Consider the following 24,555-nt stretch of genomic DNA (forward strand, 5'->3'; position numbering starts at 1 on the left):
ATGGAAAAGAACTAACAATCTTTCACATGGAATTTTACATTTGGTTGCCAAATTTGACTTTGTCTAACTATTAACTAATGCATTTTTCATTACACTTCCTGTTATGAACCACATCGCAGGAGAAAACCAGATGTACACGCCACGCTTACAATATGCAGATCAACCGGTACTCCGTCCTAAACGCGCATTACCGGATATGCCACAAAGGCAAACAAAAAAAATATCTCCAAAGCAAAACGATAGTTCCCTGAACAGTATTTTCAGGCGCCTGGCCAATAGCAGCAGCCAGGATCAGGAATAATAATTCTTCGATCAGCAGAGTACTTAGACTCTACTGATCTCTATTGGCTGTGTCGGCTTACGCATACTTTCTGGCGCAAGCTGAGTTATTTTTTCAGGATAGAGCCAAGTACCCCGCGAATAATTTCGCGTCCCACCTGAGAACCCATGGTCCTGACCGTGGATTTGATCATGGTTTCGACCACATTATCCTTGCGGCGCAAACCTCCCCCGCCTAGCAGGTTGCCGAATACGCTTTTCAATGTATCACCCACACCGCCACCGCTTTCTTGCTGTTGTGCAGGCTGAGCTGTGCGGCCTGCACTGAACGTTGGCCTGGATTGTGCTGACGGTGCCGATGCTGTGGATGGTGCAGACGGCGCATTCCCCCAGCCATTGGTATCTGCAGCCGCTGGCTCATCCCTTCTGCCGGGTTGCAGACTATCTTCTTTATCCGTCGTAGCAGCACGGGCAGCCACCCGGCCCGTCAGTTTTTCATAAGCAGACTCACGGTCTATATGTTTTTCATAGACACCGGCAACGATGGAAGTTTGCATGATTTGCTGACGCTCATCCGCCGTTATCGCCCCTATCTGCGATGATGGCGGCACGATCAGGGCACGTTGTACGATGTTTGGCCTGCCCTTATCATCCAGGAAGGAAATCAGCGCCTCACCAACTCCGAGCTCGGCAATCACAGCCGCAGTATCGAGCTTGGGATTGGGACGGAAGGTTTCTGCCGCAGCCTGCACCGCCTTTTGATCCCGGGGCGTATATGCACGCAAGGCATGCTGGACACGGTTACCCAGTTGCCCCAGCACGGTATCAGGGATATCCAGCGGGTTTTGCGTGACGAAATACACGCCCACACCCTTGGAGCGTATCAGGCGCACCACCTGCTCTATCTTTTGCAGCAAGACCTTGGGAGCCTCATCAAACAACAGATGGGCTTCATCAAAGAAAAACACCATCTTGGGCTGATCAACATCGCCTACTTCTGGCAAATGCTCATACAACTCGGACAGCATCCATAGCAAAAAGGTGGAATACAGGCGTGGCGATTGCAACAATTGATCTGCTGCGAGGATGTTCACAAAACCACGACCTTCGCCGTCTGTCTGCATCATGTCATCCAGGTTCAGCATGGGTTCGCCAAAGAATTGCTCACCGCCCTGCTCCGAGATGGTCAGCAAAGAGCGCTGGATAGCGCCGACACTGGCGGCAGAGATATTGCCGTATTCAGTCTGGAATTCAGAGGCATTCTCGGCCAGGTATTGCAACATGGCACGCAAATCCTTGGTATCCAACAGCAGCAAGCCATGGTCATCAGCGATCTTGAAGGCCAGTTGCAAGACCCCTTCCTGGGTATCATTGAGATTCAACATACGACCCAGCAGCAAAGGACCAAGGTCAGATACCGTGGCGCGTACCGGGTGACCCTGCTTGCCAAACATGTCCCAGAATGTGACCGGGCAAGCCTGCCATTTGGGTTCATCGACTTGCAGGGCTTGCAGCCTTTGCTGCATCTTGCTGGTGGCGCTACCTGCTTTGGCCATGCCAGACAGGTCACCTTTGACGTCTGCCATGAAGACAGGCACGCCAATTCCAGAAAACGCCTGCGCCAGGGTTTGCAGGGTAACGGTCTTGCCAGTGCCCGTAGCACCAGTGATACAACCATGGCGATTGGCCCAGTCTGACAATAAATTCAAGTCGAATTCGGCGTTTTTAGCGATCAACAAAGGTTTTGACATAGTTTTGGAGGGTGATTTGGGGAAGTCGGTTGGTGCCACTATGGTAAAATACTGGTCTTCATTATAAAACCAAGCCAGGCAAAATTGCCGCCCTCAGGGTGAGCTATTGTCAATTCAGGAAAGAGCGATCATGGCAGGACATAGTAAATGGGCCAATATCAAGCATAAAAAAGCAGCAACCGATGCCAAACGCGGCAAGATATGGACGCGTCTGATCAAGGAGATCACGGTTGCAGCACGCATGGGCGGTGAGGATGTCGATTCCAACCCGCGCCTGCGTCTGGCGGTAGACAAGGCGGCTGACGCCAATATGCCAAAAGAAAACGTCACGCGCGCAATACAACGCGGCGCTGGCACATTGGAAGGCGCAGATTACGAAGAAGTGCGTTATGAAGGTTATGGCATAGGCGGTGCCGCCATCGTGGTTGACTGCATGACAGACAACCGCGTACGCACAGTGGCAGAAGTACGTCACGCATTCAGTAAATTCGGTGGCAATATGGGTACTGAAGGCTCGGTCGCCTTTTTATTCAAGCATTGCGGCCAGATGTTTTTTGCCCCGGGCACGAATGAAGATGCCCTGATGGAAGCTGCTTTGGAAGCGGGTGCTGACGATGTCGTCACCGATGAAGAAGGCGGCATAGAAGTATTGTGCGCACCATTCAGCCTGTCTGACCTGCGCGCCAGCCTGGAAAAAGCCGGTTTCAAGGCAGAAGTCGCTGAAGTCGTCATGAAACCAAATACTGAGACCGTATTTACCGGTGACGAAGGCATCAAGATGCAAAAATTGCTGGATGCACTGGAAAACCTTGACGATGTACAAGAAGTATTCACCAACGCCATCATAGAAGATTAAGATGAAATTACTCGTAGTCGGCTCTGGTGGCCGTGAACATGCCCTCGCCTGGAAACTGGCGCAATCTGAACGTGTACAAACTATTTTTGTCGCCCCCGGCAATGGTGGTACGGCTGCTGATAGCCGTCTGAAAAACATCAACATCACAGACCCCGCAGCACTGGCAGACTTTGCCGAGCAAGAAAACATAGGCATTACCGTGGTCGGCCCTGAAGTGCCGCTGGCTGCTGGCATCGTCAATCTCTTCCGCGACCGTGGCCTGAAAATCTTTGGCCCGACCAAAGAAGCTGCACAGCTGGAAAGCTCCAAGGATTTCGCCAAGGCTTTCATGCACAGGCATGCTATTCCTACGGCTGAATATCAGACTTTCTCTGAGCTGGCACCTGCGCATGAGTACATCAATGCCAAGGGCGCACCTATCGTCATCAAGGCCGATGGCCTGGCGGCTGGTAAAGGTGTGGTCGTTGCCATGACGGCTGAAGAAGCACATGCAGCAGTCGACATGATGTTGTCTGACAATAAGCTGGGTGATGCCGGTGCACGCGTCGTCATTGAAGAGTTTTTGGCAGGCGAAGAAGCCAGCTTCATCGTCATGGTTGATGGCAAGAATATTTTGCCACTGGCAACCAGCCAGGACCACAAGCGCTTGCTTGACAATGACGAAGGTCCGAATACCGGCGGCATGGGGGCCTACTCCCCTGCACCGATCGTGACGCCACAACTGCATGCGCGCGTCATGCGCGAAATCATCGTGCCTACGGTGCAAGGCATGGCCAAGGATGGTATCGTATTTACCGGCTTTTTGTATGCTGGTTTGATGATCGATGATCAGGGCAACCCAAAAACCCTGGAATTCAATTGCCGCATGGGTGACCCTGAAACCCAGCCCATCATGGCACGTTTGAAGACAGATTTGCTGCATGTTGTTGAACATGCAGTCAATGGCACGCTCGATACTGTGGAACTGGAATGGGACAGACGTACCGCCATGGGCATCGTCATGGCAGCTGCTGGTTACCCTGATACACCGCGCAAAGGTGACAAGATCACCGGTATTCCTGCAGAAACCACAGAAACCGTTACCTTCCATGCTGGCACATCACTCAATGAAAAGACCTTGAACGTAACCGGTGGCCGTGTCTTATGCGTGGTTGGCCTGGGCGACACTGTCAAACTGGCACAAAAACATGCCTATGACGTGGTGGAAAAAATCCATTTCGATGGCATGCAATATCGCCGTGACATAGGCTGGCGTGCGCTGAACCGCAAGCATTAAGTCTTGATCATGCGTACATTTCGATATACGCAACCGATCTTTTAAAGCGGGTTGAGAATAGTCCAAAGACTAGTCCAACCCCTTGCGTTTTTTAGAGTAGATAGCAGAATGACAGATACACTCGCGGTTAAAAATTACTTCTTGGGCTTGCAGGCTGGTATAGTCGCGGCTCTTGAAGAAGTTGATGGCCATACTTTTATTACGGATAGCTGGGAACGCCCTGAAGGCGGCGGCGGTATCTCGCGCGTGATAGAAGAAGGCAAGGTATTTGAACGTGGCGGTGTAAATTTCTCGCATGTCATGGGTAAAAACCTGCCACCATCCGCCGCTGCCGCCCGCCCTGAGCTGGCTGGCCGCCAGTGGGAAGCCATGGGTGTCTCGCTGGTTCTGCATCCACGCAACCCGTATGCGCCCACTGTGCACATGAATGTACGCTTTTTCACCACCCGCGCCGAAGGGCAGGAAGATGTCTGGTGGTTTGGCGGTGGCATGGACTTGACGCCTTACTACGGTTTTACTGAAGATGCTGTGCATTTTCACCAAACCTGTAAAATGGCGGTCCAGCCTTTTGGTGCAGACTTGCATGCCCGCTTCAAGAAATGGTGTGACGAGTATTTTTACCTGAAGCACCGTAAAGAAGCACGTGGTGTAGGTGGCATCTTCTTTGACGATTTCAATGAGCAGGATTTTGCCAGCAGTTTTGCCATGATGCGCAGTGTGGGTGATGCCTTTATTCCGGCTTATCGCCCTATCCTGGAGCAACGCAAAGACCAGAAATATGGTGAGCGTGAGCGTGATTTCCAGGCTTATCGCCGTGGCCGCTATGTAGAATTCAATCTTGTATTTGACCGTGGCACGCATTTCGGCCTGCAATCTGGCGGCAGGACAGAATCCATACTGATGTCCATGCCCCCCATCGTCAAATGGCGCTATGACTGGAAACCGGAAGCAGGCAGCCCGGAAGCAGCACTGGCTACAGACTTTCTGGTACACCGGGAATGGGTATAGAAACTACGGAAACTACGGAAACTGCGGCACCACCTTGTATCCTGGTATTGGGTGGCAGCTTTGACCCTGTGCATCTGGGGCATATTGCCCTCGCTCATAGCCTGGCGACGGCATTGCAACCGGATGAATTGCGCATCATTCCCGTAGGCCAGCAATGGCAAAAGAATGAATTGCAAGCCACAGCAACGCAAAGACTGGCCATGCTGAAGCTGGCTTTTGAAGACTGGCAACTCTGCCCTGTCAGGATAGATGAACAAGAAATCATCCGCGCAGAACAGGGTAAAAGTAATTACACCATCGATACCTTGCACCAGCTACGCAGAGAAGTTGGCGATGAGGCATCACTGGTATTTGCCATGGGTGCAGATCAGTTGCAAAATTTGCACACCTGGCGCAATTGGCAGGCCTTGCTCGAGGTAGCGCATTTGTGTGCTGCCTCGCGACCGGGTTTCAGCCTTGATATCAGCAGCCCCGACATTGCTGACATCTGGAAGAAAAATGCCATCAGCGCCCTGGAAATGCGCACACGGCCAGCCGGTGGCACTTATCTGGAGAGAAATCTGGCGCAGGATGTATCTGCGACCCAACTACGTACTGAATTAAAACAGCATAACCCGACAACAAGATTGCTAGTCCCGCACAAGGTGCTAGACTACCTACAACAACAAACTATCTACCAATAAAATATGGATATTAAAAAACTGCAAACTTTGGTCATTGACGCTCTGGAAGACGTCAAGGCACAAGACATACAATTATTTGAAACAAGTCATCTGACCAGCCTGTTTGACCGCGTTTGTATCGCCTCTGGTACATCCAACCGCCAAACCAAGGCTTTGGCCGCGTCCGTACGCGACAAAGTCAAGGAAAACGGCGGCACTATCATCAGTATGGAAGGTGAAGCGACTGGCGAATGGGTACTGGTCGATCTGGGCGACATCGTCGTCCACATCATGCAGCCAGCCATCCGCGCCTACTACCGTCTGGAAGAGCTGTGGGGCGACAAGCCTGTCAAATTCGGCGCGGCAAAGCGCACTTCCGCTAAAAAGGTCGAGGCTGAAGAAGAAAGCGATAAACCTAAACGCGTCCGCAAAGTGGCTGGCAAAGCCGCTACGCTGGAAGTCACGCATGACATGATGGCTATCCAGACCACGCTGGAAGATGAAAAGAAACCAGCGCGCAAACCACGCGTCACCAAAACTACGGGCGATGCAGATGGCAAGCCAGCACGCAAACCGGTAGCCCGCAAAGCTGCTGATGGTACAGCTGCTAAACCGGCCAAACCAGCCAAGATACCAACTGGTGGTCGCGTCAAAGTGGCAGCAACTAAAACTGCAGTTGCTTCCGCCAAGCAAGCGGCAGAAAAACGCACTGCCAACGCTGCAGCAGCGCCAGCAAAACGCGCTCCGGCACGTAAGAAAGCAACAGAGGAATAATTCTCTGTTTCGTTTTGAATCCAAATGGCTGCCTGGTGCAGCCATTTGTTTAAGCTGATCAGGTTTCTATCTACTATTCGCAGCAAACAGACACAAACATGCAATTGATCATCGCCGCCGTCGGCCACAAAATGCCCTCCTGGATAGAAACAGGCTTTCAGGAGTATGCCAAACGCATGCCGCCAGAATGCCGCGTCATCCTCAAAGAAATCAAACCGGTAGAACGCTCGGGCAGCAAAACGGCTGAAACCGTCATGGCCCTGGAGCGTACCAGGATAGAAGCCGTGATACCCAAGAATGCCCGCATAGTCGCCCTGGATGAGCGCGGCAAGGACTGGACCAGTGTCGCCCTGTCACAAAACCTCACGCAATGGCAGCAGGATGGCCGCGATGTGGTCTTCATCATCGGTGGTGCCGATGGCCTGGACGCAGAATTCAAGGCCAAAGCCGATACCCTGATACGCATCTCCAGCCTGACCCTGCCGCATGGCATGGTCAGGGTACTACTGGCTGAACAGCTATACCGAGCCTGGTCAATTACCCAGAACCACCCTTATCACCGGGTATAAGTTATACCAAGGAGACCGCCATGCTAAAAGAAAATAAAATCTACCTGGCATCAAAAAGCCCAAGACGCCGTGAACTACTGCACCAGGCAGGCATAGAGTTTGATCTCCTGCTGCTGCGCGACGCCGCACCACGCGGGCCGGATGTGACCGAAATCGTCTTGCCCGGCGAAGCACCAGAAGCCTATGTCAGCCGTGTTACCCAGGAAAAAGCAGACAAGGCATGGGAAATCATGCATCTGCGCAAAATGCTGCCACGCCCCGTGCTCGCCGCGGACACCACCGTGGTACTCGGCAAGCAAATACTGGGCAAGCCCGCCGACAAGCAAGAAGCCATACAAATGCTGAGCATGCTGGCAGGGCAAACACATCAGGTACTGACCAGCATCGCCGTACATTCTGCAATGGGCAGTGCCGCTGTCACCCAATGTTCTGAAGTCAGTTTCGCAAAGCTCGATGAACAGCAGATACTCGCCTACTGCAATAGCAATGAACCCTATGACAAAGCCGGTGGCTATGGCATACAGGGCGCGGCTGCCCGCTTTATTTCACACATCAAAGGGAGTTATTCTGGCATCATGGGATTACCTTTATTTGAAACCTGCCAGTTGCTGCGCCAGGCAGGTATCTTTATTCCCTAAATTGAAGTACTAGAGAAGCTTATGAGCGAAAACCTCCTCATCAATATCACACCTCAAGAAACACGCGTTGCCCTGATGTTCCAGGGTGCCGTACAAGAACTCCATATTGAACGTACATTGTCACGCGGCCTGGTCGGCAATATCTACCTGGGCAAAGTCGTGCGCGTCTTGCCCGGCATGCAGTCTGCCTTTATCGATATAGGCCTGGAACGCGCCGCCTTTTTGCATGTGGCCGATATCTGGGATGCCCGTTCGCAAGATGCCAATGGCAATACCAATGCGCCACTGACACCGATAGAAAAATTGCTGTTCGATGGCCAGTCAGTGACTGTGCAAGTCGTCAAAGACCCGATAGGCACCAAGGGCGCGCGCCTCTCGACACAGATTTCCATTGCAGGCCGCATGCTGGTTTACCTGCCGCAAGATTCACATATAGGCATCTCGCAAAAGATAGAAAACGAAGCAGAACGCGAAGCCCTGCGTACCAAGGTACAAAACCTGCAGCAGCCAGAAGAAAAAGGTGGCTTCATCGTCCGCACCATGGCAGAAGATGCCTCGGATGAAGACCTCAAAGCCGACGTCGATTACCTGCGTCGCACCTGGTCCACCATACTGCAGTTAGCCAAGACCCAGCCACCGACTACCCTGCTGTATCAGGATCTTAATCTGGCACAGCGCGTCTTGCGCGATTTCGTCAATGAAGAAACCGACAGCATACAAGTCGACTCGCGTGAAAATTACATCATGCTGCAAGAGTTTGCCACGCATTACATGCCGTCGGTACTAGGCAAGCTGCAACACTATATAGGCGAGCGCCCGCTGTTTGACTTGCATGGCGTGGAAGAAGAAATAGAACGCGCCCTGGGCCGTCGCGTCGACCTGAAATCTGGTGGTTACCTCATCGTAGATCAGACCGAGGCCATGACCACCATCGACGTCAATACCGGCAGCTTTGTCGCTGGCCGCAATTTCGATGACACCATCTTCAAGACCAACCTGGAAGCTGCCCACGCCATCGCCCGCCAGCTACGCCTGCGCAACCTCGGCGGCATCATCATTCTCGACATCATCGACATGGAGAATGAAGAACACAAAACCGCCGTGCTATCAGAACTCAACAAGGCACTGTCACGCGACCGCACCAAGCTATCGGTATCCAATTTCTCTGCCCTTGGCCTGGTCGAAGTGACCCGCAAACGCACACGCGAATCACTCGCCCATGTCTTATGCGAACCCTGCCCTGCCTGCAGCGGCAAAGGCCAGGTCAAAACCGCCCGCACTATCTGCTACGAAATCCTGCGCGAACTGCTGCGCGAAGCCAAACAATTCAACCCCAGAGAATTCCGCATCATGGCTTCACAAGTCGTGGTCGACATGTTCCTCGAAGAGGAGTCCCAACACCTGGCCATGCTGGGTGATTTCATCGGCAAACCGATTTCACTGCAAGTAGAGAGTGTGTTTCATCAGGAGCAATACGATATTATTTTGATGTGATTTTTTTATCCATTAAAATCATGTACTTATCGCTTTACTTCAAAAATATACTGAATTAACTACAAAGTTAGCTACACATAATTTTGAGATATCGACCTCCAGTCAAAATGAATTTGTTTGTGAAAATAAATACCAATCCATGAGCAATGCAAATCGCTTGAGTGACGAAGACTACTTAAGTATTCGCAATGCACTAACCCTCGCATTACGTTCAGAAAAGATGCCATTTGCTTTGAGCGAAGAGGAAAAAAAGATGAGCCTGGATGATTGGGCATGGTTATCCTGTCAGTTTTTATGTGATTCTGAGTTACCCTATTTGCATATATAATCAATAATCATGCCACTCTGCTCATGCAAACAGCAGGCTGCATCAAGTGACTCACTCTTTGCAATTAACTCAATCAAGCAAAAGAAATTGATGTTTTCACTTAACTATCATTTCGAAAAAATCAATAATATCAGCTTGCTGACCAGGAAATAAATTTATGCAAAATTTTACGACAAGCCAGTTTTATGGTCTTAAGGATCACAGTCTATTCATGAAACACATCCAGGATGCTGTTGATCAAATGGAACACAAAGTCGGTATTTTTGCTGGTGATCATATATTTACATACAACCGCAACCTCAGCTTTCTTGAAGACGAAAAGTTCATGGCAGCATTCTATGCACACACAAGTGATCTGGCGGAGCAATCACTGATATGGCGTTACGCGACCGTATGCTGGGCAGCAAAGAATGGTGCAAAGCTGGACGGAGATTTTGTCGAAATTGCCTGTTATAAGGGAACGACGGCAAGGATCGTTTGTGACTACATGGATATGAAAAACTCCGACAGGAAATATTTTCTATATGACTTGTTTGAGCATGATGAAAAAATGCCGCATCACGCCATGCCTGATCATAGCAAGAGTTTATATCAACAAGTCCAGGAAAAATTTTCCGACTTCCCCAATGTCTGCATCACTCAGGGAAATATTCCCGACAGCCTGACCATTGCCGCTCCTGAGAAAATTGCGTTCATGCATCTGGATATTAATAATGCACAAGCAGAAATAGGCGCCCTTGATGTTCTGTTCGAGAGAATGGTTCCTGGTGCCGTACTGATATTAGATGACTATGGCTGGGTATATTATAGAGAACAGAAATTGGCCGAAGACCCATGGTTCGAAAAACTGGGGTATCAGGTTCTTGAGCTCCCCACGGGCCAGGGCATGGTCATCAAACAATAATTGATATACTTAAAATGCTGTCCATACAGCCTCTTTAATGTAGATTTTCTTGAAGGTGCCTGATGATCAACTGGTTTAATGCAAAAGCTGCGATAGATTTTGGAAAAGAATTGGCGGAATTTATCGCAGGAGACATGCCGCAAGAAATGGCGATGAACAATGATAGATTTTTCTGGAAAAAACAGGAAACTTTGCAGTTGATTACGATGAAAATTTGTCAATTCAATCTCAAGCAAGACATGAATATCTATAAAAAAGCACAATTTGCCAGAAGTTTTAAATCGCGATTGACTGAAAATGGTTTTCAAAAAGAAGCCACTCTCAACATGCTCAGCCTGACGATTAAGGAACTAAGTAAAAAAAGATAGTTCACTCTGCTCAAAAAACAGTCGAATGATCTTATGCAATTGGGGGCGTTAACCCCGCAATATGGAATCACATGAGAGATCCACTCACTAATGGTCGCTAAATCGATACAGCCAAGTGTGCTCGACCTTAACCCGCATGCGAGACTTATGACGGTTGCTCAGGCACTCTCTTCTGTCAATGTGTGACTGCATACAGCACTAAGGTTAGCAGAATTTGGCGGTTACCTGATCGTCGACCAGACCGAGGCCATGACCACCATCGACGTCAACACCGGCAGCTTCGTCGCTGGCCGCAATTTCGATGACACCATCTTCAAGACCAACCTGGAAGCTGCCCACGCCATCGCCCGCCAGCTACGCCTGCGCAACCTCGGCGGCATCATCATTCTCGACATCATCGACATGGAGAATGAAGAACACAAAACCGCCGTGCTATCAGAACTCAACAAGGCACTGTCACGCGACCGCACCAAGCTATCGGTATCCAATTTCTCTGCCCTTGGCCTGGTCGAAGTGACCCGCAAACGCACACGCGAATCACTCGCCCATGTCTTATGCGAACCCTGCCCTGCCTGCAGCGGCAAAGGCCAGGTCAAAACCGCCCGCACTATCTGCTACGAAATCCTGCGCGAACTGCTGCGCGAAGCCAAACAATTCAACCCCAGAGAATTCCGCATCATGGCTTCACAAGTCGTGGTCGACATGTTCCTCGAAGAGGAGTCCCAACACCTGGCCATGCTGGGTGATTTCATCGGCAAACCGATTTCACTGCAAGTAGAGAGTGTGTTTCATCAGGAGCAGTACGATATTATTTTGATGTGATGAAATCGAGATTAAATTGTTCATGGAAATTATTGCAAACAACATGAAAAGATGGAATGGATGGACGTACTTGGACGTCCATCACGTTTCATTAGGCTTTCAACAGGTACACCAAAGACACGAAAGCAGCCCCTATGCATAAAATAATCCAGAACCAGGGGCGGCGAAAAAATGCTTTTGTCGGCTTTTTTAATATCTGTGTTGCTTTTGAATTTGCGCGTTTAAAATCTGTAGCGTACTGATCATTCAAAAATCGAATGACGAGAATTTTCCCATTGTCAACGAACTTCAATGGCCGGACATTTGCGGCATTTTTTGCCCACATCAGTGTCAGAAATCCCAGCCAGCCAAACACAAGGAAGGCTATTGTCGCCACTTTTCCGACACCAAGCATATAAGCAAGATCGACAAGTGTCATGTGATTGGCAAATTTCTGATACAGGAAAAAACACGACATAAAAAGGGAGAAATACACCAGCCCCCTGAGCACTGTCATGAAGACGCCGCCTTCCAGTAAAGTCAGAGCCCATTCATTACTGGACGCATGCTTCGCACACATGGGAAAATTAATTGATGACACTTTCTCGCCAACGGAAACCGAGACCACATTGTATGAAGCGGTACTACGTACAATATGTGCTTTTACATTACTCAATCGCCCTGTTGCTCCACATGCGGGACAACGGTCAGGCCAGTTAATTCCGCCGTCAAGCCGGTTCAACGCTACACGAATTACTTCGGACATCTGCCCTCCTGTCAATAATTTCAGCTAAAAACTCAAAGCGGCATGATTGCAGCAAACAAACCCGCTGGTCAATCAAAATAAGTTGTGGCTGGAAAAACAAAGGTATTTAAACAAGCATCGAACACAACAAACCATCTTGCCAATCAATTACACAGAGTGTCATGGACTGACACGCCACTTGTGGCGGTTCACAAATTAGTCGCAAACAAAGAGTAAAATAATCCCCATCTCTGCACAGTTCCTTGAAGAGTAGACCATGGTGCGGATATTCAAAAAGACATGTCAATGAGGTGTGCTGTCAATAAAGGACGTTCTTGTTTCAAGTAGTCTGTGATTGTTTATTGAAATTCTCATCAAAACAAGGAGCTATCATGTATCCATGGTTATGGGTTTGGTCACCACAGGTTCACTTTCCCTGGAGTGGCAGTGTTGCGCAAAGCATAGAGCCGAATACAACCTGGTTCTACAATATGATTCCGCCTGTTTCTGGGGATGCAGGAATAGAGGCGCAAGTATTTCAGCTAGCGTCATATGGTACTCAACTGGGTCAGATCACTGATGTGTTATTGGACATCGTGAAAGAGACAGAAAACCTGTCTCCCAAAGCCCTTGAATCGCTAAAGGAATTACAAACCTTGAAAACCAAAATTGAAGTGATCAAGAAGAGATCGGCGCAACCAGCAAAACTAGAGTGAGCCAAGATTTTTGATATTACGGCAAACTTTGTTTTGGGTCCAAGGCTGCTGTGTAATCACTTAGAGTCATTTAAAAAATTCACCTCATTGCTTGGGGTGGAGTAGGTGCTGCGCATCCATTGCAGCGATACGTCCCTCATCAGTAGGCACCACCCAGACTTCTATGCTGCTGTTCGGAGTATGGATTGCCATGATATCGTCACTACGCGCTGCGCTATTTTTGTTTGCATCAACTTGCACACCAAGATACGCCAGCCCTTCTGCCACTTGCTGTCTTAAAGCGGCATCGTGCTCGCCTATACCGCCAGTAAACACCAGCACATCCAGGCCGTTCAAACAGGCGCTTAATGCACCGCATTCGCGTATGACGCGGTAAGTGAATAAATCGATCGCGAAGCTGGCTTGCGGGTCGCTGCTGGCGCGCAGGGTGCGCATGTCAGCAGAAATTCCGGAAACTCCCAGCAAACCAGATTCTTTATACAGAGTCGTTTCAAGTCGTTTTTCATCCCAGCCCTGCTGCATCAGGTACAGCAAGACACCGGGGTCGAGTGCGCCGCAGCGGGTGCCCATCATCAGGCCGTCGAGTGCAGAAAAGCCCATGGAGGTGGCGATGCTTTTGCCGTTTTTCATGGCGCAGGCGCTGGCACCATTGCCGAGGTGCAGCATGATGACGCGCCCGGCAGCAGGATCAAATGCGCGTGCCGATTGCTGGGCCATGTGGCTGGCGACATAGCGGTAAGACAGGCCGTGAAAACCGTAACGGCGTATGCCAATGGCACGCAGAGATTGCGGTAAAGCCAGCGTGGTTTCGCGTGCAGGCATATCGGCATGGAAGCCAGTATCAAAACAGGCTATTTGCGGTATGCCGGGATAGGCACGACGGAAGGCGGTTACTCCTTCCAGATTATGCGGTTGATGCAGGGGTGCCAGCGTATCAAGGGTATGCAAGTAAGCAAGGGCGTCATCATCAATAATAATGGACGGTGAAAAGCGCTCGCCACCGTGGACTATGCGGTGGGCAACAGCAGCTATTTGCATGTCTGCGCTATGACTCAGCAATAAACCATGCAGGGCTACTAATGCAGCAGCAAACTGATCACCATCTGCCGCCTTGATTGCAGCTTCGTCCAGAGTCAATTGCTGCACTTCGGTGCCAGCACGGAATTGTATGAATGGCTTGCCACCGGGTTGCAGACCCTCAATCACCCCAGTCAGATTGCTGCGCGTGACTCCTGCATCAGTATACGGGTACAGCGCAAACTTGATGCTGGACGAACCTGAATTGACAGAGAGGATGACCGGGTTTTTCATGGTGCATTCTTCCGGTATTCATGGGCCAGTAATTTAACCAGTGCGGCTGAAGCAACCCTGGAAGATGGCCCATCGGCACGGCTGGTCAATGCAATAGGCACTTTTGCACCCAGGACGACACCACAAGTCGCAGCGCCTGCCAGATATTCAAATTGCTTGCCCAGCATATTGCCCGATTCCAGATCCGGCACCATGAGAATATCAACATCTCCAGAAACGGCAGAAACTATGCCCTTGATCTGTGCTGCACGGGCAGATATGGCATTGTCAAATGCCAGCGGGCCATCAACAATTGCGCCAGTGATCTGTTTGCGTTCTGCCATTTTGCACAAAGCAGCGGCATCGATCGTAGACATGATTTTAGGGTTAACCGTTTCTACCGCCGACAACAGCGCGACCTTCGGTAGAGGAATGTTCAGTGCATGGGCCAGGTCGATGGCATTTTGCAGTATGTCAGCTTTTTCTGGCAGGGTGGGATAGATATTCAGAGCGGCATCTGTCAGCAACAAGAGCTTGTGATACATGGGCACATCCAGATGATAAACGTGCGACAACCGTCTACCAGTGCGCAAGTCAGTGCATTCAACCACGGCATGCATGAGTTCATCAGTATGCAGGCTGCCTTTCATCAGGGCTTCCACTTGGCCCTTGGCAGCCATTTCGGCGGCTATGTCGGCAGCGGCATGGCTATGTGGAGCATCAACTTTTTCAAATCCTGTGATATCAATATTCGCGGCTGCAGCAACGGCGAGCAGTTTTTCCAGTGGGGCGACCAGCACCGGAATAATCAAGCCCTGCCTGGCGGCATCTACTGCCCCTTGCAAGGAGTCTGCATCACAGGGATGAACAACCGCGCAGCGTATCGCTGGCAAATCCTTGACACTGTCCAGCAAATGGCGCTGGCGTTCACCCAGGTCAAACATGGTCATGGTAGGCAAGTGGGTGCGCGGGCGGCTGACTTTTTCTGTCGGAGCGATGACCAGAGCATTGCCATAGACGACTCTCTCACCCTTCTGGTTAATGATTTCGCAGTCCAGGGTCACGCGCTTTTTTTCGTCGCCTTTTGCCACGACGGTAGCTGACACAGTCAGGGTGTCGCCTATGCGTACAGGCTTGGCAAAGTGCAGGTTTTGTTCCAGGTAAATCGTACCTGGCCCAGGCAGGCGCGTGCCAAGGATAGTGGAAATCAGCGCCCCGCCCCACATGCCGTGAGCGATGACACCATGGAACAAGGTATGTGCTGCATACTCGGCATCCAGATGGGCAGGATTGACGTCACCTGATACCGTGGCAAAAGCCTGGATATCGGCATTAGTCAATGTACGTATCTGGCTGGCGCTCTGCCCTATTTGCAAATCTTCGTACACCACGTTGGAAATGATGTCTGGCTCGTTCAAATCAGTGTTTATGGTATTCATAGAATATTGGACTTTCATCAATTCACGATGTGATAACCACCATCAACATACAGGGTTTGGCCTGTCATGCCGGAGGATGCATCGCTGACCAGAAAGGCGGCCAGCCTGCCAATTTCATCCAGTGTCACCAGCCTGCCTAAAGGTGAGCGGGCTATGGCTTTTTGCATCAATGCATCAAAATCCTGCAAACCCGATGCGGCGCGGGTAGGCACAGGGCCTGGGGAAATGGCATGTACCCGCGTACCCCTGGCGCCAAGCTCGGTCGCCAGGTAACGTACTGTTGATTCCAGCGCGGCCTTGACCGGGCCCATGATGCCATAATGAGCAACTGCTTCCTCTGCCCCCAAGTAGGTCATGGTCATGATACTGGCATTCTTGCTCAAATGTGGTTCGCATAATTTAGCGAGGCGGGCAAATGAATGGCAAGACACATTCATCGCACGCGAGAAGCCAGCACTGGAACTGTCGATGACGCGACCATGCAAATCATCCAGCGGTGCCCAGGCGATGGAATGAATGACAAAGTCGAACTCACCCAATTCTTTGGCTGCGGCATTAACCAGCGCTTCCAGCGAGCCATCCTGCTCGACATCGCACACCACCAAGCTTGATTCAAGCGCGCCTGCCAGTGGCGCCACGAATTGTCGGGCTTTGTCATTCACGCAGGACAACACCATTTTTGCACCCAGTTGCCGCAACATGGCAGCACAGCCATAGGCGATGCTGTGTTCATTGGCCAGGCCGATGATAATGCCACGCTTGCCTTGTAATGAAAAAGAAGAACTTGCTTCAGTCATTTGTTTTACCGATCCGGGTGATGTAGGAAACCTGCGAGCGCCATCTTGCTTGCGCATGCCAGAAACTGTCGCGTTGTCCATCAATAGATTGATGCAGATCAAACTTTGCTCGCATCCCCTACCAACACAAGAGAAGACAAGGCCAGACAAGATGATTGTTAATCACGAAGAAGTGTACTCTGAATGTATTGCTGCATTTGCACAATGCAATTGATACGCATCAATTCAATTGAGTGACATGTTTGCCAGAATGTGCAGACCTACAGGCCAACTATAAGGATGTGCCGATGAAAACTGATTACAACCCTGCCTTGCCCCATCAACAAGCTGAAACAAAGTCTGTGGAAAAAGAAAAAAACGAAGAGTTGTGCTATCTCAGTGACGGCAAAGCAGAAGTACATCCTCTGGACATGCTCTTGCAAAACAACATCGCCAAACTGACTGGCGGCCTCTCGCCTGCCAGCATGGCACTGGCCTGGATGGATTGGGGCATGCATATCGCAATGTCACCCGGCAAGCAGATAGAGCTGGCTAACTTGCTGCAAAAGCAGATGGGTAGCTGGCCACAATTAATGTCATCTTTAAAGAATAGTCCTGTAGAAGAAAAGAGTGTATCAAGTGCACCGGCAGATAGCCGCTTTTCTTATGCTGGCTGGGCTAACTGGCCTTTCAATGCCATGAGCCAGTCATTCTTGCAAGGGCAAGAATTGCTGCAAGTGGCGACCACTGGCGTGCGTGGCGTCAGTGCCCATCATGAGAATGTCGTCAACTTCATGTCCAGGCAAATGCTGGATGTAGTTTCACCATCCAACTTCCCCATGCTCAATCCCGAAGTCATTGCCAGCACGCAGGAAACTGGTGGCAAAAACCTCATGACAGGTGCAGCGCACTGGATGCAGGATCGCAGCCTGGAATTCAATATTCCTGATGTGCTTGCGGACGTAGTTGCGGGTGAACGCAAGACTGAACAACTGTCTTACCAGCCAGGCCGGGATGTCGCCATGACTGAAGGTAAAGTGGTGTTTCGCAACCACCTGATAGAACTCATACAGTATGCACCGCAAACTGCCAGAGTATACGCAGAGCCGGTCATGATCGTGCCTTCGTGGATCATGAAATACTATATTCTCGACCTGTCGCCGCATAATTCACTGGTGCGTTTTCTGGTGAGTCAGGGTCACACGGTTTTCATGATTTCCTGGAAAAATCCAGGCAAGGAAGACCGTCATCTTGGTATGCAGGATTATCTCGACAGTGGCCTGTTTGCAGCGCTCGAAGAAGTCGGCAAATCAAGTCAGCACAAAACTGTGCATGCAGTCGGCTACTGCCTGGGCGGCACTTTGTTGGCCATTGCTGCGGCAGCGCTGGCGAGTGAACATGCCAAAGAATACACCCATCACTTGCCAACCGTGCAGACGGTGACTTTGCTGGCATCACAAACTGATTTTACCGAGCCTGGCGAACTTGGCCTGTTCATTGATGAAAGCCAAATAGCCATGCTGGATGCGCAAATGTGGGAACAAGGCTATCTCACTGGCGAACAAATGACGGGTTCATTTCAATTGCTTAATTCACGCGACCTGATCTGGTCAAAGATCATGCGTGAATACCAGCTGGGCACACGCAATTCGCCAAACGATTTGATGTCATGGAATGCCGATACCACGCGCATGCCTTACCGCATGCATAGCGAATATCTGAAGCACCTGTTCCTGCACAATGACCTGGCAGAAGGCCGTTATGAAGTGCATGGACATGCCGTGGCGCTAAATAATATTCACACTCCTATGTACGTGATTGGCACTGCACGTGACCATGTATCGCCCTGGCGCTCTGTCTATAAAATCCATGTGCTGACAGATGCACCTATTGATTTTGTATTGGCATCTGGCGGCCATAATGCAGGTATCGTTTCTGAACCCGGCCATGCGCATCGCACATATCAACACTTGCCAGCAGACCAGCGTGCGGCCTCATTCCAGCAAGCGGATGACTGGTTGGCTGCGGCAACAACTGAAACAGGTTCATGGTGGACACATTGGCAAGCCTGGCTGGCAAGCCATTCAAGCAATACGCGCATCAAAGCCAGGGTTGTCACCGATAAGGGCCTGGGTGTTGCTCCAGGCAGCTATGTATTTGCAAAATAAACTTAAATAACATCATTTGAAATATGCCCCAAAATCATAAGGAGTAGAATCGTTTTTGACGATAGCGATTGTTGATCACTATGCACAGCTAAATTGCGGGGGAAGTCACAACGATGATATTAAAAAAGTCACATCAGCTCAGAAGACATCTTTTGACCGCTCTTCCCCTGATTTTTTCATCAACAAGCTGGGCCGCAGAATTGCGCAAGGAAGTCTTGCTGATCGCCGAATCCAATACTACCAATAGTCCACAAGTCCCTTACAATCCTGTCTTTCAACAAGCTGTGGGCTATGTGGAAAAGGAATTGCAAGTACAGTTTGAATACCGGCGCTATCCCTGGAATCGCCTTTTACAAAGCTTGAATGAAGGTGAAGGCTTGGCTTTTGGTTTGTCGAAAACCAGGGAACGGGCGCAAACCCTGCATTTTTCTCTTCCAGCTTTTGCCACCCATGTCTGGCTGGTGGTCAGGAGTGACAAGAGTTTTGCATTCTCCCGCTTGTCTGACTTACAGGGCAAAACCGTGGGCATGGTGCGTGGCTCTACCTATGGCGACGAATTTAACAAGGCCAAAGCAAGCTTGCTGCTGATAGAAGATGATGTGTATTCCCTGCCTTCACGCTTGAAAAAACTACTCAGCAAGCGCACGGACGTCATGCTGTTCAGTCATCATGACCCCGACCCGCGCAAGGTGGAAGCCATGCTGAACAAGACCATGCCCGAGATAGCCCCAGACACGCCCATGCCGCCGGGTGTGACATTCAAGGTGCTTGACCATTTTCTGTTTGTGGATTACATCCACTTTGCGATTTTGGCGTCGCAAGATAAGGGCATTATTGAGCAGATCAACAAGGCCATTAAAAAAGGGCAACAAGACGGGTCCATGCCTGCCGTTAACCTATCCAGATAAATCAGGTGGCAGTTCCAGTTGTCAATAGCGCTTGCAAGGGTTGCCAGACCATGTGACTGTCGAGCTTGTTCATACAGTCATGATGACCTAACGGGCACTCTCTCTGCTTGCAGGGGGCGCAAGCCAGACGCAGCGATAGAGAATGCGCAATATCAGAAAATGGCGGTGCGTGATCAGGGTCAGTCGGTCCATAGATGGCAATCACGGGCCGGTTGAATGCCGAGGCAATATGCAATAAGCCAGAATCATTCGACACCATGGCGTCACTTGCTGCTATCAGTGCCAGTGCCTGATCCAGTTTGGTCTTGCCAGCAAACTGGTGAACGGCAGGGCAAGCTGCCTGTATTTGCTGACAAACTTCCACATCCTTGGGTGAACCCAGTAAGACAATTTGCGCATCAGGATGCGCATGCAGGATGGTCCTGGCCAGTTCTGCAAAATGGCTGACTGGCCAGCGTTTGGCATTGCCGAATTCTGCACCGGGGGCAAAACAGATCAAAGGCTGCTGTGCCGACAAACCCATATCCTGCATGACTGCGTCTATCTGCGTCGCCGCAATTTGCAAGCGCGGCTTGGGGAAACTCTGCACAAGATCAGTCACTGGCTTGCTGGCCAGTGCTGCATAAAATGCCACCATGGCGCGCGGTACGGGCCTGCTGTCATGATGCATGACATTGATGAGGCCGTAACGGCTTTCGCCCTTGTAGCCTACACGTTTTTTGATGCCTGCCATCCAGGGCAACAGTGCAAACTTCAGGGTATTCGGTAAAACGTAGGCGGCTGCATAGCCTCTTTGACGCAAGATTTTTGCGTAACGCCAGCGCTCACGCAATTGCAGTGAGCCATGCTTGAATGGCGTTTCCAGCACCGTATCCACTTCCACCATGGCGCGTAAAACCGGTGCTACCCAGGCGGGTGCCAGCACGTCAATCGCAGCTTGCGGATGGTCGCGTTTCAGCAACTGCAGCAAAGGCTGCGCCATGACGGCATCACCTATCCAGTTGGGTGCAATGACGAGGATGCGGTTTGCAGGACTTTGCACGACTACACTCATCTTGGCGTGCGTCCCATGAGGAAGAACTCATCATTCGGGCGCATGGAAATCACATTTGCCATACGGTTCGACAAACCAAAGAATGCGGTAATGGCAGCGATGTCCCAGATATCTTCATCATCAAAGCCATGACTGTGCAATGATGCATAGTCAGCATCATTAACACTTTGCGAATCCAGGCAGACCTTGATGGCAAAATCCAGCATGGCGCTTTGGCGTGGCGTGATATCTGCCTTCAAATGATTGACGGCAACCTGGTCAGCCACCAGGGTATTTTTGGCATAGATACGCAAAATGGCACCATGGGCAACCACGCAATACAGGCAATTGTTTTTGGCGCTGGTGGCAGTGACTATCATCTCGCGCTCGGCCTTGTTCAGGTTGCCGGTGGTCTTCAGCATCAGGGCATCATGATAGGCAAAGAAGGCACGGAATTCATCTGGCCTGTGCGCCAGTGTCAGGAATACATTCGGTACAAAGCCAGCTTTTTCCTGCACGGCCAATACCTTTTCGCGTATGTCGTCCGGCAGGTCTTTTATTTCTGGAACAGGGAAACGGGAAATTGCGGTAGTCATGGCTTCTCCTTTATCAATCAGGCGGCAAATTGCAGGCGATGCAGATTGGCATACGTGCCGCCATTATCGAGCAACTCTGCATGCGTACCCATCTCGATTATCTTGCCGTCGACCAGCACGGCAATACGGCTGGCGCGTTCTATGGTTGATAAACGGTGGGCAATCACCAGCGTGGTACGGCCCAGCATCAGTTCATCCAGTGCAGCCTGCACGGCGCGCTCAGACTCGCTGTCGAGCGCCGATGTGGCTTCATCCAGTATCAATATCGGTGCATTTTTATAGATGGCGCGGGCGATGGCGAGGCGTTGCCTTTGTCCACCAGAGAGACGCATGCCATTATCGCCTATTACTGTATTCAAGCCATCGGGCAAATCACGCACGACATCGGTCAGGTGTGCTGCCTGCACTGCCGCCGCCACGCGTGCGGGGTCAGGGTTGGAGTCACCATAGGCAATATTTGACACCAGGGTGTCATCAAACAAGACCACATTCTGGCTGACCATGGCAATTTGTTCGCGCAGGCTGGACAAGGAAATATCCTGCAACGAAATACCATCCAGCAGGATGTCGCCAGAATCTGGCGTGTAAAAACGAGGGACCAGATTCACCAGCGAAGTCTTGCCACCGCCAGACATGCCGACAAGGGCGATGGTTTCACCCGGCGCTATACTGAGGTTGATGTCTTTCAGGGCTTCCTGTTCCTGGCCTGGATAAGAGAAGCTGGTGTGTACAAATTCCAGCTTGCCTTGCGCACGGGCCGGCAAGGCTGTGCCGCTATCAGTTTCTGGCGCAGTATCAATCAGGGAAAACACTGATTCTGCGGCAGCCATGCCGCGCTGCATAGGCCCGTTCAAGTCTGCCAGACGCTTCAAGGGTGTCAGCAATAACATCATGAGAGCGACAAATTCTATAAAACTTCCGGCTGTAGTTGAATCCTGTGCTGCCTGCGATACCGCAAACATGATGACTACCGCCACCGCAATCGCTGCCGCCAGTTGTGTCAACGGAGTGGTGGATGCCACCGCGACAGTTGTCCGCATGGCATAGCCGCGCAACTTTTCATTCTTGGCTTCGAACCTTTCCTGTTCATATTTCTGTCCACCGAAAATGCGTATCACCTGGCTCGCGCGGGTTGCTTCTTCTATGACCTGTGTCAGTTCATTGCTGACATCCAGTTGGCTTTGATTAAGCTTGCGCAAGCGCTTGCTGACACCACGCACCAGATAAGCCATGACGGGCATCATAATCAGGGCAATGATGGTCAGTTTCCAGTTACTCCACAACAAGGCTGCCAGCAAAACTACGACAGTCAACGAATCACGGAACAGCGTCGTCATCGAGACCTTGAGCATCTCGACGATTTGCTGCGCCTCAAACATGATGGTGTTGATGATGCGGCCACTGGATTCACTCTGGTAAAAACTGATGGGCACATTCAGGATGCGACCAAATACACTTGCACGTAGCTGGTTCAGCAGCCTGGTGGATATCCAGGTCATAAGGTAGCTGGTGGTAAAGGTGCAAATACCCCGTAATAAAAAAATCCCGATGATGGCAGTTGGCACCATCCATAAGGCCAGGTTTTTTGCATTGCCATGAAAGCCATGGTCAAGGATATAGCGCAATACTTTGGGGAACATGACCTCGGTCGAAGCCGTGCCCAGCATGGTCAGCAGTGCCCACCACACGCGGGACCGATATGGTGTGATGGCCAGCCACAAGCGGCGGAACACATCGATGGTTTCTTTATTGATCAAACTCATAGTGTGAAATTCATATCCTGTCTTGGCGCAAGCTGCTCAATCAATCAACTAATCAATCAAGCTTGCGCATAAATAATCTATCTGCGGCGTGACTAATTTTTATTACGCATGCCAGCCAACGGTATCGCCAGCAAAATCATGAAAGCCATGCCAAACACACCGTCACGCAAGATCGCATTGAACATGCCACCCAGCATCATGGCGATGGTCAGCATCAGCAGGGGCATGGCCATTTCTCTGGTGTTGGGGTTTTCATGCGCAGTCATACGGTAAGCCACCCAGTATTGTGTCGCCCAGATCGCCAGCAAAGCCAACAGGCCAACTACACCCACCTCGGTCAAATACAAAAGATAATCGTTGTGTGGCGTGGTCATGGTGGCGCTGATCAGCCCTTTGGCTTCTTGCTGATAGAGATGCATCCAGGTGGCGATGCCATGGCCTGTCAATGGCTCTTCTGCAATGATCTCGCTGGTGATTTTGTAAAGTTCCAGGCGCATGCCATCATCATTGACTTTGCGTCCCTGAGAAAAATCATGCAATTGATGCACAGTGCAAAGGCTGCGCAGTTTGAAGATTTCCCATGGACCTGCTTGCACCAGACGCACTTCACAAGTTGTTGGTGGTGGCAGGCTCAATGCATATTTCCAGGTGCCGCCCAGTGCTGCCAGCAAGATCACCGGTAAGGCCACAGTGCGCCATGACCAGCCCATCTGACGCAAGATCAGTACACCGCATAACAGGAAAAACAACAGACTGGCAGTCCTGGTTTTTGCCAGCAAGACCAGCGCCGCTGCTACATATACAATCGCCAGCACACGCCAGACCAGATGGTCACGATGCATGCGCAAGTCATGCAACATCCAGGCGGCTGCAATAGCCATCAGTATGCCCAGCAAGATGGATTTATTGCCTTCATAAATCACGTAGCTGCGAAATACAGTATTGGCGGGCAAGAGATGGAAAAAATTTGCCACGAACAACGTCGCTGCCAATATCGCCCCAGCAAAAAATACATACGTGGCACGCCTTTGCCATAGGCCCGCAGTGACGGTCAGGAAAGGCAAAAGAAATAAATAAGTCTGGTAATGCAAAAAGCCCGGCCAGAATTCTTTACTGATTTCTGGCGGCACATCCTGCAATGCTGCCAGCACCATGCTGACCAGGCTCAGGCCGAGTATGGGTAACAACATCGGGCTTTGCCTGATCCTGTGTATCTTTTTCAGGTAACTGCCTGACACCAGCAAGCTGATATAAAACAGCAGCACGCCGCCATACATGACACCAACGGGAAAGAACAAGGTCAACGGCAAACCAGTTAATATCTGTTGCGGCAAGAACTGACGCCAGCCAGTTTGCGGTTCCATCTGCATGGAACCGCCACCCGTTGGCAATACACTGGCTGCACTCATGGCC

At 50.7% G+C, this 24,555-nt stretch carries 22 protein-coding genes and 1 pseudogene; 14 read left to right on the top strand and 9 right to left on the bottom strand.

The window, feature by feature from the left end:
* Window positions 1–386 precede the first annotated feature (386 nt).
* Window positions 387–2,030, bottom strand: a complete 1,644-nt coding sequence (locus ACO0LD_RS02205; protein ID WP_423003270.1) for a helicase HerA-like C-terminal domain-containing protein — start codon at window positions 2,028–2,030, stop codon at window positions 387–389.
* A 130-nt stretch (window positions 2,031–2,160) separates the two neighbouring features.
* Here ACO0LD_RS02205 and ACO0LD_RS02210 point away from each other — a divergent pair, with 130 nt between their 5' ends.
* The 11 genes and pseudogenes from ACO0LD_RS02210 to ACO0LD_RS02260 all read left to right on the top strand — a co-directional run.
* On the top strand, window positions 2,161–2,886 hold the full coding sequence (locus tag ACO0LD_RS02210; RefSeq protein ID WP_423003272.1) for a YebC/PmpR family DNA-binding transcriptional regulator: 726 nt from the start codon (window positions 2,161–2,163) through the stop codon (window positions 2,884–2,886).
* 1 nt (window position 2,887) lies between these two features.
* Entirely contained in the window at window positions 2,888–4,162 is a 1,275-nt protein-coding gene (gene purD, locus ACO0LD_RS02215) for a phosphoribosylamine--glycine ligase (protein ID WP_423003274.1), read from the top strand.
* 108 nt (window positions 4,163–4,270) lie between these two features.
* Entirely contained in the window at window positions 4,271–5,170 is a 900-nt protein-coding gene (gene hemF, locus ACO0LD_RS02220) for an oxygen-dependent coproporphyrinogen oxidase (RefSeq protein WP_423003276.1), read from the top strand.
* On the top strand, window positions 5,161–5,853 hold the full coding sequence (gene nadD, locus ACO0LD_RS02225; protein ID WP_423003278.1) for a nicotinate (nicotinamide) nucleotide adenylyltransferase: 693 nt from the start codon (window positions 5,161–5,163) through the stop codon (window positions 5,851–5,853). The genes hemF and nadD overlap by 10 nt, the downstream gene beginning before the upstream one ends.
* A 3-nt stretch (window positions 5,854–5,856) precedes the next feature.
* Window positions 5,857–6,606, top strand: a complete 750-nt coding sequence (rsfS, locus tag ACO0LD_RS02230) for a ribosome silencing factor (RefSeq protein ID WP_423003280.1) — start codon at window positions 5,857–5,859, stop codon at window positions 6,604–6,606.
* Between the two features lie 98 nt (window positions 6,607–6,704).
* Window positions 6,705–7,175, top strand: coding sequence for a 23S rRNA (pseudouridine(1915)-N(3))-methyltransferase RlmH (gene rlmH / locus ACO0LD_RS02235; protein WP_305259304.1), 471 nt, complete (start codon window positions 6,705–6,707; stop codon window positions 7,173–7,175).
* Between the two features lie 20 nt (window positions 7,176–7,195).
* Window positions 7,196–7,813 (top strand): Maf family protein, encoded by a 618-nt coding sequence (locus ACO0LD_RS02240; protein WP_423003282.1) that lies wholly within the window; start codon window positions 7,196–7,198, stop codon window positions 7,811–7,813.
* A gap of 21 nt (window positions 7,814–7,834) precedes the next feature.
* Complete coding sequence (gene rng / locus ACO0LD_RS02245; RefSeq protein WP_423003284.1) at window positions 7,835–9,307, top strand: ribonuclease G; 1,473 nt, start codon at window positions 7,835–7,837, stop codon at window positions 9,305–9,307.
* 485 nt (window positions 9,308–9,792) lie between these two features.
* Entirely contained in the window at window positions 9,793–10,539 is a 747-nt protein-coding gene (locus tag ACO0LD_RS02250) for a TylF/MycF/NovP-related O-methyltransferase (RefSeq protein ID WP_423003286.1), read from the top strand.
* Window positions 10,540–10,601: 62 nt separating this feature from the next.
* Entirely contained in the window at window positions 10,602–10,907 is a 306-nt protein-coding gene (locus tag ACO0LD_RS02255; RefSeq protein ID WP_423003288.1) for a hypothetical protein, read from the top strand.
* A 216-nt stretch (window positions 10,908–11,123) separates the two neighbouring features.
* Window positions 11,124–11,729: pseudogene (locus tag ACO0LD_RS02260) on the top strand (ribonuclease E/G); the annotation flags it as partial.
* A gap of 91 nt (window positions 11,730–11,820) precedes the next feature.
* Here ACO0LD_RS02260 and ACO0LD_RS02265 read toward each other — a convergent pair.
* Window positions 11,821–12,474: a hypothetical protein gene (locus ACO0LD_RS02265; protein ID WP_423003290.1), complete on the bottom strand. Its 654-nt coding sequence runs from the start codon at window positions 12,472–12,474 to the stop codon at window positions 11,821–11,823.
* A 371-nt stretch (window positions 12,475–12,845) separates the two neighbouring features.
* Here ACO0LD_RS02265 and ACO0LD_RS02270 point away from each other — a divergent pair, with 371 nt between their 5' ends.
* Entirely contained in the window at window positions 12,846–13,169 is a 324-nt protein-coding gene (locus ACO0LD_RS02270; RefSeq protein ID WP_423003291.1) for a hypothetical protein, read from the top strand.
* A gap of 84 nt (window positions 13,170–13,253) precedes the next feature.
* Here the strand turns inward: ACO0LD_RS02270 and ACO0LD_RS02275 are convergent, their stop codons facing one another.
* The 3 genes from ACO0LD_RS02275 to fabI are packed head-to-tail and all read right to left on the bottom strand — an operon-like array spanning window position 13,254 to window position 16,695.
* A complete protein-coding gene (locus ACO0LD_RS02275; RefSeq protein WP_423003293.1) occupies window positions 13,254–14,480 on the bottom strand; it encodes an acetate/propionate family kinase in 1,227 nt (408 codons plus the stop codon).
* Window positions 14,477–15,898: a bifunctional enoyl-CoA hydratase/phosphate acetyltransferase gene (locus ACO0LD_RS02280; RefSeq protein WP_423003295.1), complete on the bottom strand. Its 1,422-nt coding sequence runs from the start codon at window positions 15,896–15,898 to the stop codon at window positions 14,477–14,479. The genes ACO0LD_RS02275 and ACO0LD_RS02280 overlap by 4 nt, the downstream gene beginning before the upstream one ends.
* 17 nt (window positions 15,899–15,915) lie before the next feature.
* The gene (fabI, locus tag ACO0LD_RS02285) at window positions 15,916–16,695 is read right to left on the bottom strand and encodes an enoyl-ACP reductase FabI (RefSeq protein WP_423003297.1); all 780 of its coding nucleotides are present in this window, start codon (window positions 16,693–16,695) and stop codon (window positions 15,916–15,918) included.
* Between the two features lie 287 nt (window positions 16,696–16,982).
* Here fabI and ACO0LD_RS02290 point away from each other — a divergent pair, with 287 nt between their 5' ends.
* Together ACO0LD_RS02290 and ACO0LD_RS02295 are read left to right on the top strand one after the other, a co-directional pair.
* Window positions 16,983–18,842: a PHA/PHB synthase family protein gene (locus ACO0LD_RS02290; protein WP_423003299.1), complete on the top strand. Its 1,860-nt coding sequence runs from the start codon at window positions 16,983–16,985 to the stop codon at window positions 18,840–18,842.
* Between the two features lie 152 nt (window positions 18,843–18,994).
* Window positions 18,995–19,750, top strand: coding sequence for a substrate-binding periplasmic protein (locus ACO0LD_RS02295; RefSeq protein WP_423003301.1), 756 nt, complete (start codon window positions 18,995–18,997; stop codon window positions 19,748–19,750).
* A 1-nt stretch (window position 19,751) separates the two neighbouring features.
* Here the strand turns inward: ACO0LD_RS02295 and waaF are convergent, their stop codons facing one another.
* The 4 genes from waaF to ACO0LD_RS02315 form a co-directional block, all read right to left on the bottom strand.
* Window positions 19,752–20,804 (bottom strand): lipopolysaccharide heptosyltransferase II, encoded by a 1,053-nt coding sequence (gene waaF, locus ACO0LD_RS02300; protein WP_423003303.1) that lies wholly within the window; start codon window positions 20,802–20,804, stop codon window positions 19,752–19,754.
* On the bottom strand, window positions 20,801–21,379 hold the full coding sequence (locus ACO0LD_RS02305) for a peroxidase-related enzyme (RefSeq protein WP_423003305.1): 579 nt from the start codon (window positions 21,377–21,379) through the stop codon (window positions 20,801–20,803). The genes waaF and ACO0LD_RS02305 overlap by 4 nt, the downstream gene beginning before the upstream one ends.
* A gap of 17 nt (window positions 21,380–21,396) precedes the next feature.
* On the bottom strand, window positions 21,397–23,142 hold the full coding sequence (gene msbA, locus ACO0LD_RS02310) for a lipid A export permease/ATP-binding protein MsbA (protein ID WP_423003307.1): 1,746 nt from the start codon (window positions 23,140–23,142) through the stop codon (window positions 21,397–21,399).
* A gap of 92 nt (window positions 23,143–23,234) precedes the next feature.
* Window positions 23,235–24,551 carry an O-antigen ligase family protein gene (locus ACO0LD_RS02315; RefSeq protein ID WP_423003309.1) on the bottom strand — a complete coding sequence of 439 codons (1,317 nt, stop codon included), beginning with the start codon at window positions 24,549–24,551 and terminating at the stop codon, window positions 23,235–23,237.
* Window positions 24,552–24,555 lie beyond the last annotated feature (4 nt).

The organism is Undibacterium sp. Ji83W (genome assembly GCF_049340385.1).
In the GTDB taxonomy this organism is placed as follows: Bacteria; Pseudomonadota; Gammaproteobacteria; order Burkholderiales; family Burkholderiaceae_D; genus Undibacterium.